General features: G+C 72.0%; 9 protein-coding genes, 1 tRNA gene and 1 other RNA gene. 3 read left to right on the top strand and 8 right to left on the bottom strand.

The genetic code is table 11. The features are described from left to right. Positions 1-9: 9 nt before the first annotated feature. The 5 genes from AB3M83_RS05090 to ffs all read right to left on the bottom strand — a co-directional run bounded on the left by AB3M83_RS05090 (position 10) and on the right by ffs (position 7,037). Positions 10-2,631 carry a glycoside hydrolase family 65 protein gene (locus AB3M83_RS05090; protein WP_412945633.1) on the bottom strand — a complete coding sequence of 874 codons (2,622 nt, stop codon included), beginning with the start codon at positions 2,629-2,631 and terminating at the stop codon, positions 10-12. 71 nt (positions 2,632-2,702) lie between these two features. Then, positions 2,703-3,425, bottom strand: a complete 723-nt coding sequence (locus AB3M83_RS05085; RefSeq protein WP_412945981.1) for an HAD family hydrolase — start codon at positions 3,423-3,425, stop codon at positions 2,703-2,705. A gap of 67 nt (positions 3,426-3,492) precedes the next feature. Further along, complete coding sequence (locus tag AB3M83_RS05080) at positions 3,493-4,728, bottom strand: acetate/propionate family kinase (RefSeq protein WP_412945631.1); 1,236 nt, start codon at positions 4,726-4,728, stop codon at positions 3,493-3,495. Next, entirely contained in the window at positions 4,725-6,848 is a 2,124-nt protein-coding gene (gene pta / locus AB3M83_RS05075; RefSeq protein ID WP_412945630.1) for a phosphate acetyltransferase, read from the bottom strand. The genes AB3M83_RS05080 and pta overlap by 4 nt, the downstream gene beginning before the upstream one ends. A gap of 92 nt (positions 6,849-6,940) precedes the next feature. Next, positions 6,941-7,037: signal recognition particle sRNA small type (ffs, locus tag AB3M83_RS05070), an RNA gene on the bottom strand. An 89-nt stretch (positions 7,038-7,126) separates the two neighbouring features. Between ffs and AB3M83_RS05065 the strand changes: the two genes are divergently transcribed. The 3 genes from AB3M83_RS05065 to AB3M83_RS05055 are packed head-to-tail and all read left to right on the top strand — an operon-like array spanning position 7,127 to position 11,618. After that, positions 7,127-8,128, top strand: coding sequence for an AAA family ATPase (locus AB3M83_RS05065; protein ID WP_412945628.1), 1,002 nt, complete (start codon positions 7,127-7,129; stop codon positions 8,126-8,128). A 21-nt stretch (positions 8,129-8,149) separates the two neighbouring features. Then, a complete protein-coding gene (locus AB3M83_RS05060; protein ID WP_412945626.1) occupies positions 8,150-9,391 on the top strand; it encodes a DUF58 domain-containing protein in 1,242 nt (413 codons plus the stop codon). Beyond that, positions 9,381-11,618: a transglutaminase TgpA family protein gene (locus AB3M83_RS05055; protein WP_412945625.1), complete on the top strand. Its 2,238-nt coding sequence runs from the start codon at positions 9,381-9,383 to the stop codon at positions 11,616-11,618. Before AB3M83_RS05060 ends, AB3M83_RS05055 begins: the two co-directional genes overlap by 11 nt. Positions 11,619-11,694: 76 nt before the next feature. On the opposite strand, the gene AB3M83_RS05050 is transcribed toward AB3M83_RS05055, so the two are convergent. From AB3M83_RS05050 to AB3M83_RS05040, 3 genes are all read right to left on the bottom strand, one after another. Further along, positions 11,695-11,783, bottom strand: a tRNA-Ser gene (locus AB3M83_RS05050). A gap of 60 nt (positions 11,784-11,843) precedes the next feature. Further along, complete coding sequence (locus AB3M83_RS05045) at positions 11,844-13,568, bottom strand: cation:proton antiporter (protein WP_412945624.1); 1,725 nt, start codon at positions 13,566-13,568, stop codon at positions 11,844-11,846. A gap of 75 nt (positions 13,569-13,643) precedes the next feature. Then, on the bottom strand, positions 13,644-14,420 hold the full coding sequence (locus tag AB3M83_RS05040) for an isocitrate lyase/PEP mutase family protein (protein ID WP_412945623.1): 777 nt from the start codon (positions 14,418-14,420) through the stop codon (positions 13,644-13,646). Positions 14,421-14,482 lie beyond the last annotated feature (62 nt).

The following is a 14,482-nucleotide window of genomic DNA, read 5'->3' as shown; positions in this document are numbered from 1 at the left end:
CCGTCGCGCTCAGCTGCCCCCGCCGATGTCGCTGGCGTCGATCGTCGGGATCGCGCGCGTCCGGCCGTCCAGTTCATCCGGATCGCGCCATGCCGCCGGCGCCGGAGCGATGTCGGCGCTGATCACCGGGATCGTGCCGGTCATCGTGGGCAGGGACGTCGCGGCCGTGGCATCCGGGATCGACGCCGACAGCAGGGTGCCGTCCTCGCGCAGCTGCTCGCCGATCTTGCGCAGCGTCGGCCGGCCGGCGATGACCGGTCCCTGGCCGTCGAGGGGCACGGTGACGGTCTCGCCGGCGGCGACGGTGTAGCCGGCGCCCCGCACCGTGAAGGACACGGGCCCGCCGTCGTCCGCCCGGACGATCATCTCGTCGCGCCGGACGGTGATGCTCAGACGGGTGGCGTGCCACTGTAGCCGGTACGACAGCGACGGCCAGTCCTTCGGCAGGCGGGGGTCGAAGCTGAGCGTGCCGCGGTGGTCGCGCATGCCGCCGAAGCCCGACACCAGGGCCGTCCAGACGCCGCCCGCCGACGCGACGTGCACGCCGTCCGCCGCGTTGTTGTGCAGGTCGCCCAGGTCGACGAACGCCGACTCCAGGAAGTACTCCAGGGCGAGGTCCTGGTAGCCGACCTCGGCCGCGAGGATCGACTGGACGACGGCCGACAGCGTCGAGTCCCCCGTCGTCAGCGCGTCGTAGTACTCGAAGTTCGCGAGCTTCTCGGCCGGCGTGAACTGGTTGCCCTGCAGGAAGAGCGCGAGGACCACGTCGGCCTGCTTGAGCACCTGGTAGCGGTAGATCACGAGCGGGTGGAAGTGCAGCAGCAGCGGACGCTGATCCTCGGGGGTGCTCTCGAGGTCCCACACCTCCTTCTCGAGGAAGACGGCATCCTGCGGGTGGATGCCGAGGGCGTCGCTGTACGGGATGTGCATCGCCGCGCCCGCGGCCTGCCATGCCTCGGGCTCGGCCGCGTCGAGGTCGAGACGCTGCACGAGGGCCTGGTAGGCCTGCGGGTCGTCGATCGCCAGCTCGCGGACGACACGGGCGGCGTAGCGCAGGTTGTGCCGGGCCATCACGTTCGTGAACAGGTTGTCGTTGACGACGGTGGTGTACTCGTCGGGCCCCGTCACGCCGTGGATGTGGAAGCTCTCGGGGTCGCCGGACTCGTTGAAGCGCCAGAACCCGAGCGTCGCCCACAGTCGTGCCGTCTCGACGAGGATGTCGGCGCCCTCGCGGTACAGGAACTCGGTGTCGCCGGTCGCCCGGACGTACTTGCCGAGCGCGAACGCGACGTCGGCGTTGATGTGGTACTGCGCGGTTCCCGCCGCGTAGTAGGCCGAGGCCTCCTCGCCGTTGATGGTGCGCCAGGGGAAGAGGGCGCCGGCCTCGTTGAGCTGGCCGGCGCGTCGGCGGGCCGCGGGCAGCATGAGGTACCGCATCCGCAGCGCGTTCCGCGCCCAGAGCGGCGTCGTGTACGCCAGGAACGGCAGGACGTAGACCTCGGTGTCCCAGAAGTAGTGACCGCTGTAGCCCGACCCGGTCATGCCCTTCGCGGGGACGCCCATCGAGTCGGCGCGCGCGGCGGCCTGGGCGAGCTGGAACAGGCACCACCGCGTGGCCTGCTGGATCTCGTCGTGGCCCTCGATGACGACATCGGACCGGTCCCAGAACGCCTGGACCCAGGCCTCCTGGCGGTCGAACTGCGTCTGGATCCCCTCGCTCTCGACCCGGTCGAGGGTGCGTCGACCTCGGTCCACGAGCTCATGCGCGGGGACGCCGCGGGACGTGTGGTACGCCACGACCTTCGTGATCGTGACCGGCACGCCCCGACGGGCCTGGACGCGGAAGACGTTCTTGGCGATGTCGGGCTCGATCAGCGAGCGCGCGGAGTACTCGTTCTCGGTCTCGACGATGTGGTCGGCGACCACGCCGAGGGTCATCCCCGACGCGGTGACCTTGTACGACAGCGCCGACCGGATGCCGGTCTGCCAGTACTCCTGGGGCTGCAGGACGCGGTCGGGGATCCGCTCCGCCTTGCGCGGGTCGAAGCCCGCGGCCGCCTGCTTGCCCAGCCGGGTCGTGCCGCCGTACACGTCCTCGCCGTCCTGGCGGTTGACGATCTGGCAGCTCACCGTGACGGGGGCGTCGGCGTTGAGGACGGTGACCGACAGCCGCATGATCGCGAGGTGCCGCTCTTCGAACGACACCATGCGCTCGAAGTCGATGACGACGTCCTTGCCGCTCGGCGTCAGCCAGCGCACGTGCCGGGTCATGACGCCGCGGCGCATGTCGAGCGCCCGCTCGTACTCGCGCAGGTCCGAGATGTCCAGCGCGAGCGGCTCGTCGTCCACGTACACGCGCATGATCTTGGCGTCGGGCGCGTTGATGATGGTCTGGCCGACCTCGGCGAAGCCGAACGCCTGCTCGGCGTGCCGGATCGGGAAGACCTCGTGGAACCCGTTGATGAAGGTGCCGTGCTCGTGGCCGTGGCGCCCCTCCGGGTGGTTGCCGCGCAGTCCCAGGTAGCCGTTGCCCTCCGCGAACAGCGTCTCGGTGACGCCGACGTCGTCGAGCGAGAAGGACGTCTCGACGAGACGCCACGGGTCCACGGGGAAGCGGAGACGATCGAGCATGGAAGGCCTTTACAGGGACGGGAGAACGGGCTCGGGTTCGGGTTCGGGTGCGTAACGGCGAGGGAGTGTCGTCAGACGAGCGCCGCGAGGTCGTCGACGACCACGTGCGCGCCCATCTCGAGGAGCGTCGCGGCGCCGGCGCCGCGGTCGACTCCGATGACGAGGCCGTAACCCGCCGCCACGGCCGACTGCACGCCGGAGTGGGCGTCCTCGACGGCGGCGCTGCGGGCGGGGTCGACCCCCAGCATCTCGGCGGCGCGCGCGAACACGTCGGGGGCGGGCTTGGAGGCGAGCGACTCCTGCTCGGCGACCACGCCGTCCATGATCACCGGGAAGCGGTCGATGATGCCCGCGGCCGTCAGGACCTCGCGGGCGTTCTTCGAGCTGGAGACGACGGCGATCGGGATGCCGGCATCCTGCAGCTTCTGCACGAGCGCGAGCGAGCCCGGGTACGGCGCGATGCCCTCGGCGCGGAGCACCCTCTCGAACACCACGTTCTTGCGGTTGCCGATGCCGCACACGGTGTCCGCGGTCACGGGATCGCCCGGGTCCCCCCAGGGCACCTCGACGTCGCGCGAGCGCAGCAGACTCGCGACGCCGTCGTACCTCTTCTTGCCGTCGAGGTACTGGAAGTAGTCCTGCTCGCTGTACGCCGGTTCGATGCCCCAGGCCGTGAACAGCTCGGTGAACATCGCCTCCCAGGCGTGCATGTGCACCTCGGCGGTGGGGGTCAGCACACCGTCGAGGTCGAACAGCACACCGTCGCACGCGGTGAGATCGGAAAGCTCGTCCATCGTCACTGATCCAGCGTATCGGGGTCGCCTCCGACGGGAAGACCGTCGGGCCGTCAGCCCGTTCCCGTCAGCGGACGGCGACGGCGTGGGTCTGCCGGGCGATCTCCATCTCCTCGTTCGTCGGGACGACGAGAACGGTGATCGCGGAGTCGTCGGCCGAGATGACACGGATGCCGCGCCCCGGCGCCTCGTTGCGGCTCCGATCGATGCGCACGCCGACGAATCCGAAGGTCTCGAGCGCGGCGGCACGGACCTCGGACGAGTTCTCGCCCACCCCCGCCGTGAACGAGATGACGTCCGCGCCGCCGAGCTGGGCGAGATACGCGCCGATGTAGGCGCGGAGGCGGTGGATGTAGACGTCGAATGCCAGGGTGGCCCTCGGGTCGCCGCCCGCCCGGCGGGCTTCGATGTCGCGCATGTCCGAGACGCCCGCGAGCCCCAGCAGGCCGCTGCGCTTGTTCAGCAGGGCGTCGAGGTCGGAGAAGCTCATCTCCTCGCGCCGGGCGAGCACGCCGAGCACCGACGGGTCGAGGTCCCCCGACCTCGTTCCCATGACGAGGCCCTCGAGCGGCGTCAGTCCCATCGAGGTGTCGACCGAGACGCCCCCGTCGACGGCGGTGGCGGAGGCGCCGTTGCCGAGATGCAGGACGATCTGACGGAGCTCCCCCAGAGGGCGATCCAGGAACGCCGCAGCCGTCTCGCTCACGAACTTGTGGCTCGTGCCGTGGAAGCCGTACTTGCGGATGCGGTGCTTCTCGGCGAGCGCCGCGTCGATCGCGTACGTGGCGGCCGCCGCCGGCATCGTCTGGTGGAAGGCCGTGTCGAAGACGGCGACGTGCGGGATGTCCGCGAACGCGGCGCGGGCCGCTCGGATGCCCTGGACAGCGCCGGGATTGTGCAGCGGCGCGAGCGTTCCGAGCTCGTCGATGTTGATCTCGACGAGGGGCGTGACGAGGGTCGGCTCGAAGAACCGCGCGCCGCCCTGGACGACCCGGTGGCCCACCGCGACGGGGCTCGCCTCCTCGAGCGACGGACCGTGCGCGGCGAACGCGTCGAGCATGACGGCGAATCCGGCGGTGTGGTCCGGGATCGGCAGCTCCCGCGACGACGTGGCGCGAGTCGCCGCGACGATCGGCCCGTCGCCGGCGAACAGGACGGTGTGCGTCGCGGCGCCGACCGGCTCGCCGATCCGCTCGCCGATCCGCTCGACGAGCCCGGACGCGAGCGCGCGCTCGGTCTCGACGTCGATGAGCTGGTACTTGAAGGAGGACGAGCCGCTGTTGATGACGAGGACGGGGGTCATTCCGGCGCTCCTTCGGCGTTCTGCGCCTGGATCGCCGTGATGGCGATGGTGTTGACGATGTCCTCGACGAGAGCGCCGCGGGAGAGGTCGTTGATCGGCTTGTTGAGTCCCTGCAGCACGGGCCCCATCGCGACGGCGCCCGCGGAGCGCTGCACCGCCTTGTAGGTGTTGTTGCCGGTGTTGAGGTCGGGGAAGACGAACACCGTGGCACGTCCGGCCACGTCCGATCCGGGCATCTTCGTGGCCGCGACGGCGGCGTCGGTGGCGGCGTCGTACTGGATGGGTCCCTCGACCAGGAGCTCGGGTGCCCGCTCCCGGACGATGGCCGTCGCGTCACGCACCTTCTCGACCTCGGCCCCCGAGCCGGACTCGCCCGTCGAATACGACAGCATCGCGACGCGCGGCTCGATGCCGAACTGCGCAGCCGTCGCCGCCGACGAGACGGCGATGTCGGCGAGCTGCTCGACGGTGGGATCGGGGATCACCGCGCAGTCGCCGTAGACGAGGACACGGTCCGCGAGCGCCATCAGGAAGACGCTCGAGACGACGTTCACGCCGGGCTTGGTCTTGATGATCTCGAAGGCCGGCCGGATCGTGTGGGCGGTGGTGTGCGCGGCCCCCGACACCATCCCGTCGGCCAGGCCGAGGTGGACCATGAGGGTCCCGAAGTACGACACGTCGGTCACCGTGTCGGCCGCCTGCCGGTAGGTGACGCCCTTGTGCGCGCGCAGCCGGGCGTACTCCGACGCGAACTTGTCGACGTGGACGGCGTCGAACGGGCTGAGCACCTCCGCATCCTGCAGGTCGAGACCGAGCTCCAGGGCGCGCGAGCGCACCTCGACGGGCTCGCCGAGGATCGTGATGTCGGCGATCCCGCGTGCGAGCACCGTCGCGGCGGCGCGGAGGATGCGGTCGTCCTCGCCCTCGGGCAGCACGATCCGCCGCCGCGCCGAGCGGGCCCGCTCGATGAGGCGGTACTGGAACATCAGCGGCGTCACGACGGTCGAGCTGGCGACGCCGATCCGCCGGGTCAGGTCCTCGGTGTCGACGTTCCCCTCGAACAGCGCGAGGGCCGTGTCGTAGCGCCGCTGAGACTGCGCGGCGAGGCGGCCGCGGGCGCCCATGATGCCGCGGACGGTCTCGAAGGTCCCCTGATCGGTCGTGAGGATGGGCAGGTTCGACTCGAGTCCCTGAATGAGCCGGTCGACCGGCTCGGGCAGGTCGAACGGGCCGTACAGGACGATCCCGGACAGTGCGGGGAAGGTTCCGGAGGCGTGCGCGAGGAGAGCGGCGAGGAGCACCTCGGTGCGATCGGCCGCGACCGCGAGGATCGCGCCCTCCTCGAGCCGCGGCAGCACGTTGTTGAGCGACATGCCGGCCACCACGATGTGCAGGACCTCGCGGTCCAGCAGCGCGTCCTCCCCCTGGACGAGGGTCGCGCCGAGCGAGCGCGCCACATCGCGCACCGACGGGGCGGTGAGGTAGGCGTCCTCGGGCACCGCCCACACACCGATGTCGCCGCGTGCTGCCGGGGTGGCCCGCACCGCGGCGACGATGTCGGCGAGGCGCTCGGGATCGGCGCGGTTCACGACGACCGCGAAGATGCCGGCGCGCTCGTGCTTGACCTCGGCGAGCGCGAGGGTCGCGAGGTTGCCGATCTGCTCGGGCGTGAGCCCGGCCCGCTCGGCGCGCGCCTCGGGATCGGAGTGCTGACCGCTGAGCACCACGAGCACGGGCGCGCCGAGGTTCGCGGCGATGCGGGCGTTGTAGCCGAGCTCGGCGGGACTTCCCACCTCGGTGTAGTCGCTGCCGACGATGACGACGGCGTCGCACTGAGCCTCGACCGCCTTGTACCGCTCCACGATGCGGCCGAGGGCGGCGTCGGGATCGGCGCGCACCTCGTCGTAGGTGGCGCCGATGCACTCGTCGTACCCGAGGTCCACGCCGTCGTGGTCGAGGAGCATCTCGAGGACGTAGTCGCGTTCCTCGGTCGAGCGCGCGATGGCGCGGAAGACCCCGACCCGCGGCGTCTTCCGGATCAGGGTGTCGAGCACGCCGAGGGCGATCGTCGACTTTCCCGAATGACCTTGGGCTGACGTGATGTAGATGCTCTTCGCCACGGCCCCAGCCTAGGCGGGGGCAGCCTCGAGCGGCCTGGGGAAAGCCGGGCAAAACCGGGCGGCGGCCTTCCGGCGCCCGCTCCTCCGGGGAAAAGAAAGACTCTCCGCGAACCCGGCAGAGCCCGGTTACCCTTGCTACGTTTCCGTCCTGGGGGAGTTGGCCTGGATGCCGTCTCGCGGAGAGCTGCTGCAAGTCTACCCGACGTCGGGCCCTGCCTTCGGCGGGCGGGTTAGCATCGGTCCTGACGCGAGGATGCGCAGGCCGCAAGGGGAGACGGATGACCGACGACAATCAGCCGACGATCGCGATGCCCGTGGACGGCGGGGGCTTCGCACAGACGACCGACGCGATCGCGGCATCCATCTCGAGGGTCATCGACGGGAAGCCGGCAGCCGTGCGCGCCGCGCTCGTCTGCCTGCTCGCCGAGGGCCACCTGCTCATCGAGGACGTGCCGGGCGTCGGCAAGACCATGCTCGCCCGGGCGCTGGGCGCGACGATCGATGCGACCGTCCGCCGCATCCAGTTCACCCCCGACCTGCTGCCGAGCGACGTGACCGGTGTCAGCGTCTACGACCCGATGGATCGCCGGTTCGAGTTCAAGCCGGGCGCGATCTTCGCGCACATCGTCATCGCCGACGAGATCAACCGCTCCTCCCCCAAGACGCAGTCGGCGCTTCTCGAGGCGATGGAGGAGCGACAGGTGAGCGTCGACGGCACGAGCCGTCCGCTGCCCGATCCGTTCCTCGTCGTCGCGACGCAGAACCCCCTCGAGATGGAGGGGACCTACGCGCTCCCCGAGGCGCAGCGGGACCGCTTCATGATGCGCATCTCGATGGGCTACCCGGATGCCGCGGACGAAGCCCTCATGCTCCGTCAGCGTGACAACGCGAACCCGCTCGACGCCCTCACGGCGGTGACGACCGCGGACCGCATCGCGCAGCTCATCGCCTGGGCGCGGAGCGTGCACGTGTCACCGTCCGTCGAGGAGTACGCGGTCGGGCTCGCCCGCGCCACGCGCGCCCATCCCGATCTCCGGCTGGGCGCGAGCCCCCGCGCGACGCTGCAGCTGGTGCGCGCCGCGAAGGTCTGGGCAGCCCTCGAAGGCCGCGAGTTCGTGATCCCCGACGACCTCGTCACGCTGCTCGAGCCGGTCTTCGCGCACCGTCTGATCGCGGCGCGCGGCAGCGGAGTCTCGCGCGGCCGCAGCGGCACCGAAGCGGTGTCGCACGCCCTTCAGGGCATCGCATCATCGGTCCGGGTGCCCCTGGCCGCCCACTGACGACGAGGGAGGACGACGACGATGACGCGCTGGCCGCTCACGCTCCGGGGAACCGGCGCGGTGCTGCTCGGCGTCCTCTCGTTCGCGCTGGCCCACGCCTTCTCGGTGCCGGCTCTCGTCTTCTTCGCGGTCCTGCTCCTGGCCGCCGTCGCCGTCGCGATCGGGTCGCTGTACCTCGGTCACCGCCCCGACCACGTGCGCCGGTCGTTCTCCCCCGAGACCGTCGGCGTCGGCGGCGAGCTCGACGTCCACGCGCGCGTGCAGTGCCGCACCCTCCTGCCGACGGTGGCCGGGGTCTGGCACGACCGACTCGCGAGCGGTGTCACCGGCGATGCGACGGGGGCCTTCCCGGGGCTCCGGTCGGGGCTCGTCGCCGGCGGTCACACCGTCGACCTGATGTACCGGGTGAGCGCGACCCGCCGCGGGATCCGCCCGGTCGGGCCGCTCACCGTCACGACGACCGATCCGTTCGGCTTCGCGCGGCGCACCCAGCACCTGGGCGGCGCCGTCCCCCTCACCGTCACCCCGGCCCTCATCGAGCTCGGTTCCCTGGAGGACCTCCCCGGCGATGCCGGAGGCAGCATGCAGGCGGCGACCGACCGCCTCGGACAGGGAGCCGACAACCTCATCCCGCGCGCGTACTTCCCCGGCGACTCGATGCGCCGCATCCACTGGCGCGCCAGCGCGCACCGCGGCGAGCTGATGGTGCGTCAGGAGGAGCAGGAATCGAACCCCGAGGCGGTCGTCGTCCTCGACCGGTCGCTGCCGCGCTGGAGCCGCGACGCGCTCCGCGCACCCGGTGAGGACCCGGCCTTCGAGCTGGCGGTGTCGGCGGTCGCCTCAGCCGTCGCCCGATTCGTCCACGAGGGCTACACCGTCGCGGTCGTCGACACCGACGGCGCCGAGCTGGTCGAGACGATCGACGCCGACGACATGACCGCCGTCGAGGCGATGATGGTCGCCTTCGCGACCCTGACGGCCCGCCGCGACGGGAGCCTCGCCGACGCGGCCACCCTGTTCGCCGGTCTCACCCTCGGTCCGGTCGTGGTCGTGACGGGTCCGGTCGACGAGGCGGATGCCGCCGCCCTGGCCCCCATCGTGACGCACACGTCGCTGCCGGTGCTGATCGCCGTCGGCGCCGCGCCGGACGGACTGCGTGCGGCCGAGACGGCCGGGTGGCGGGCGACCGCGCTCGAACCCGCGGACGAGGCCGCTCGACTGTGGGCCGATATGACGGAGCGGGGTGGCATCCGTGTCGGCTGAGCCCGATCGCGCCGCCCGGCGCCGCTACGACGGCTTCTCGACCGTCGGCCTGTTCGCCGCGCTCACGACGGCCCTGCTGCCCCTGCTGGGCGTCGTCGTCCCCGGGCTGTGGCTGCCGCTGTCGCTGCTCGTGTTCGGCGTGGTGCTGACGGCGGGCTACCTCGCCCGTCGCCTGTCCGCCCCGGCGGTCGCGGTGACCCTGCTCGAGACCGTCCTGTGGGTCGCGCTGGTCACCGGGATCTTCTTCGCCGATGCGGCGCTGCTCGCCGTCATCCCCACGCCGGACGCGCTCGAGCGCGTGCCGCCGCTGCTCGAGGCGGCCGCGAACGACATCGCGGTCGGTGTCGCGCCGCTCGAGGCCGGGGCCGCGCTGACCTTCCTCATCGTCGGCTCGGTGGGGCTGCTCGCGATTGCGCTCGATCACGTCGTGCTCACGGCGCGGATGCCGCTCCTCGCGTCCGTCGCCCTGATCGCCGTGTGGCTCATCCCGACCCTCGCGGTGCCGCGCGACGTCAACCTCTGGGCGTTCATCCTGCTCGCGGCGACCATCCTGTGGCTGATCCGGGCGGAGACGCGGTCCCGCGTCCCGCGCGCGGCCGGCAGCCCCGCCGCCGGGATCGGCGCCGTGTCGGCCGTCATCGCGACGGTGGCCATCGTCGTCTCGGTCGTGGCGGCGCCGACGATCCCCCGCCCGGTCGCGAGCGGCGGCGGGATCGGCGGCACCGCGATCAACGCGAACCTCGATCTCGGCGACGACCTGCGCCGCCCGACGGAGGTCCCGGTCCTCCGGCTCTGGGGCGATGCGCCCTCGCCGCCGTACCTGCGCGTGGCGACGCTCACCGGGATGGACGGCGAATCGTGGCGGCCCGATCGGGAGGTGCCCGTCCCCCTCGGCGACGGCGGCATCACACCTCCCCCCGTCGGCGAGGACGTCCGCGTCGTCGAGTACACCACCGGGGTCCAGGTGCTCGACCTCGCCTCGTCCTGGCTGCCGGTGCCGTACCCGGCGGTGTCCATCGAAGGACTCGAAGGCAGCTGGGAGGCTCTGCCGGGCAACGGCACCGTCCGCTCCTCCGAGGTCGCCGCAGGCGGGCAGGAGTACACGGTCGTCACCCGGGTCGCGCGGCCGACGATCGAGCGGGCACGCGACGCGGGCGTCGTGACCGACGACCTCGACCTGCTGCGGGTCCCGGTCGCGACGCCCGACAACGTCGCCGAGCTCGCCGCCGAGGTGACGGCCGAGGCGGGCAACGACTACGACCGCCTCCTCGCGCTGCAGTCGTGGTTCCGGGGGAACGAGTTCGACTACTCGCTCGAGGCGCCCGTCGAGGAGGGTTTCGACGGGTCCGGCGTCGAGGCGGTCAGCCGCTTCCTCGACGTCCGCGCCGGCTACTGCGTCCACTTCGCCTCCGCCTTCGCCCTGATGGCCCGGACCCTCGACATGCCGTCCCGCGTCGTGGTCGGCTTCCTGCCCGGTGTCAGCACCGACGAGGAGGTGGACGGCGATCGCGTGTACGAGGCGACGACCGCCCAGCTCCACGCGTGGCCGGAGGTGCTCTTCGACGGGATCGGCTGGGTGGCGTTCGAGCCGACGAAGAGCCTCGGCTCCGCCCAGCGGTTCCTCAGCGGCGACGCACCGGAGTCGGACGAGAATCCGACCCCGACACCGACGACCACCCCGAGCGCGAGCGCCTCCTCGGGCGCGGCCGAACGCGAGCAGGAGGACGACATCGCCGCCGGCGCCGCCTCGTCGGGGCCGGGCTTCGATGATTTCGCGCCGTTCCTCGCGGTCGTCGGCGGGGTGCTGCTCATCCTCGCCACGCCGGGGCTGCTGCGCCGCGGCCGAGAGGCGACGCTGCAGCGGCGCGCACGCCAGGGCGATGTCGGAGCCGTGTGGCGTCTCGTTCAGGACGCCGCCATCGACGTGGGCATCGCCGTGCCCGGCGCGGAGTCCCCGCGAGCGTTCGGGGCGCGGCTGGTCCGCCGTGGCGCCCCGGAGGCGCAGATGGGCCGCCTCGTCTCGGCCGTGGAGCACGCGAGCTACGCCGCTCCGGGTCGGCGCCCGACCGTCGCGACGGACGCACTGGTGACGGATGCCGCGGCGATCCGACGGGCGCTGCTCGTCCGCGCACGGCCCAACGACCGGACCCTCGCGCTCCGGCTGCCGCGCTCGCTGATCGTCCGGCCCGGCTCCACCTTCGCCGAGGCCGCTCCCGCCGAGGCGTGAGCGGACGTCGCCGCATCCTCGCCGCCCGCACACGGCAGAAGCCCCGCACCGGGACCCGGTGCGGGGCTTCTGAGAGCGGAAGCGACAGGATTTGAACCTGCGAGACGAGTTACCCCGCCTACATGGATTCCAGCCATGCTCCTTCGGCCGCTCGGACACGCTTCCAAAGGACGATCGTATCAGAGCCGGAGCACCGCATTTCGCCCGCGGGCGCCTCCCGGGCGCTCAGTGCCCCGCACCGCCGGGACGCCGGGCGAGGCGGGTCTCCTCCTGATCGAGCATGACCTGCGCCTCGGCGAGGATGCGCGAGGGGTAGGCTCCGGTGGCTCGGAGCTCGAGCATCTTCTCGCGCTCGGCGGCCACGATCCGCAGGCGCAGCTCGCGGAAGACGCGGTGCGGGGTGTCGCTGTCGCGACTCCGGCCGGCGCGCTCCCATGCGGCCTCCGTGTTGAGGAACGACGACTGCCGGGCGCGCTCGACCACCTCCGGGTCGAGGGTCTCGCCACGCGCATCCACCTCGTCGTCGAGCGCAGCGAGACCCGCCTCGCTGAGCGTCTCGAGCAGCTTGGCGAAGTCCCGGCGGTCCTCCGCCGCGTCGATGCCCTGGACCCCGAGCTTCCGGATGAGCCAGGGCAGCGTCCCGCCCTGCAGCAGGATGCTCACGACCGCGACGGTGAAGGCGATCAGGATCAGCTGCGGCCGGTAGGGCGTCTCCTCGGGCAGCGACTGCGCGGCCGCCAGCGTCACGACCCCCCGCATCCCCGACCAGCCGAGGACGACACCGCCCCGCCAGTCGATGCTCTCCTGCCGCTGCGTCTCGAGGTCGGCACGCCGGCGGACGTAGTCCCGTTCGAGCCGATTGCGCGCGATCGCCTCGCGCCGGGAGGCGACCGGATGCGTCCGGTAGTGGTACAGCGCCAGCAGATGCCGGTACGTGCGCCGCTCCGCGCGCCGCGTCCGGCGCCCGAGCGCGTACACGAGCGGACCGATCCACACGTACCGGATCACGACGAGCGCGAGGGTCGCGACGAGTCCGATGCCGATCGAGTCGCCGACCCCCAGGATCTCGGGGTCCACGGCGTCGATGAGCGTCCGGATCTCGAGGCCGATGAGGAGGAAGACGCCGTTCTCGAGGAGGAACTGGATCGTCCGCCAGTTGATGCGATCGCTGATCCGGGACTGCGGCGAGAACCGCGCGGGTGCGGCGTGGCCGGTGTACAGCCCGGCCACGACGACCGCGAGCACCCCCGAGGCGTTCAGCTGCTCTGCCGGCATGAACGCGACGAAGGGCACGGCCAGTGACAGCGCCGTGTCGAGCACCGGGTCCGACAGCTTCGAGCGCACCCACACGGTCATCCACCCGACGACGAGGCCCACCGCGATGGCGACGGCGACCGCGGCGAGGAAGTCCCCGACGGCCTCCCACGGCGAGGCGAGACCGCCCGCGGCGGCCGCGATGGCGGAGCGCAGCAGGACGAGCGCCGTGGCGTCGTTGACGAGGCCCTCCCCCTCGAGGACCGTCAGCAGTCGCGGCGGAAGACCCAGGCGTCGTCCGATGGATGTCGCCGCGACGGCGTCGGGCGGGCTGATGATGGCGCCGAGGGCCACCGCGGCCGCGAAGTTGAGATCGGGCAGCAGGACGAACAGCAGCGCGCCGGTCGCGAACGCGGTCACGACCACCAGGACGACCGACAGACTCGTGATGGGAGCGAGGTTCCGCCGGAAGTCGATGATCGGGACGCTGATGGCCGCCGCGTACAGGATCGGCGGCAGGAGGCCGTCGAGGATGACCTCGTGCGGCACCTCGATGTCCGGCATCCCGGGAAGGTAGGACAGACCGACACCGGCCACCACCAGGACGAGGGGCGCGGCGACCCCGAGCCTCTTGGCGAAGGCCGCCACGCCGACGATGACCGCGACCGCGACGACCGCGTAGACCCCGAGTTCCATTGCCCGAAGACTATCGACTCCGCCACGGGTGAGGCCCGGATGCCGCCGACCTCACGCGGCATCCGGGCCGCGCGGTCAGTTGAGCGCGCGCGTGCTCTCGGGGATCGCGCCGTCGGCGTAGAGGCTCTTCGCGACGTCCTGCAGCGCGGTCAGCGCGACGCGCTGCGTGAGAGGACCGTACGAGATGCGCGCGACGCCGAGCTTCTCGTACTCGGCGGCGGTCAGCGCGCCGGGGAGCCCGATGACGCTGACGCGCCCGATGCCCTCGACCAGGCGCTCCGTCGTCTCGGCGTCGAGGACGCCGGGGACGAACACGACGTCGGCGCCCGCATCGAGGAAGGCGCGCCCGCGGGCGATCGCATCGGCGATCGACTCGTCGAGCGGGCGCCCGCCGCCGCGGACGAGCGCGTCGGTGCGCGCGTTGAGGGCGAACGGCACCCCTTCGGCGTCGGCGGCCGCGACCGCCGCCGCGACACGGGTGACGGACTCGTCGAGGGGCCGCAGCCGGTCCTCCATGTTCGCGCCGACGACACCGACCCCGATGGCGCGGCGGACGGTGTCGGCGGGGTCGGCGTATCCGTCGTCCAGGTCGGCACTGACGGGCACGTCTCCGGCGGCGGCGACGATCCGGCCGACCATGTCGAGGGTGGTCTCGAGGGGGATGGTGCCGTCGTCGTGGCCGAACGACGCCGCGATGGAGTGACCGGCCGTGGCCAGCGCCCGCGTCTCGGGGAGGGAGAGCACCGCCTTCGCGGAGATGACGTCCCAGACGTTCACGACCCGGAGGATCTCGGGCGCGGCGTGCAGGTCCCGCAGCAGGCGGGCGCGGTCAGGAGTGCTGAGATTCGTCATGCCCCCACCGTGTCACGTCGCCCGCGGGGCCGCACCGGGTTGACACCCCCGCGGAAACAGAC

It is taken from the genome of Microbacterium pasadenense, assembly GCF_047246565.1.
Classification (GTDB): domain Bacteria; phylum Actinomycetota; class Actinomycetes; order Actinomycetales; family Microbacteriaceae; genus Microbacterium.
The sequence above is the reverse complement of the archived record's forward strand: the minus strand, read 5'-3'. Positions and strand labels throughout refer to the sequence as shown.

What these genes read in the sequence shown, in the direction of transcription:
- AB3M83_RS05090 (WP_412945633.1), bottom strand. Translation starts at nt 2,631, where the DNA reads ATGCTCGATCGTCTCCGCTTCCCCGTGGACCCGTGGCGTCTCGTCGAG.
- AB3M83_RS05085 (WP_412945981.1), bottom strand. Translation starts at nt 3,425, where the DNA reads ATGGACGAGCTTTCCGATCTCACCGCGTGCGACGGTGTGCTGTTCGAC.
- AB3M83_RS05080 (WP_412945631.1), bottom strand. Translation starts at nt 4,728, where the DNA reads ATGACCCCCGTCCTCGTCATCAACAGCGGCTCGTCCTCCTTCAAGTAC.
- AB3M83_RS05065 (WP_412945628.1), top strand. Translation starts at nt 7,127, where the DNA reads ATGACCGACGACAATCAGCCGACGATCGCGATGCCCGTGGACGGCGGG.
- AB3M83_RS05060 (WP_412945626.1), top strand. Translation starts at nt 8,150, where the DNA reads ATGACGCGCTGGCCGCTCACGCTCCGGGGAACCGGCGCGGTGCTGCTC.
- AB3M83_RS05045 (WP_412945624.1), bottom strand. Translation starts at nt 13,568, where the DNA reads ATGGAACTCGGGGTCTACGCGGTCGTCGCGGTCGCGGTCATCGTCGGC.
- AB3M83_RS05040 (WP_412945623.1), bottom strand. Translation starts at nt 14,420, where the DNA reads ATGACGAATCTCAGCACTCCTGACCGCGCCCGCCTGCTGCGGGACCTG.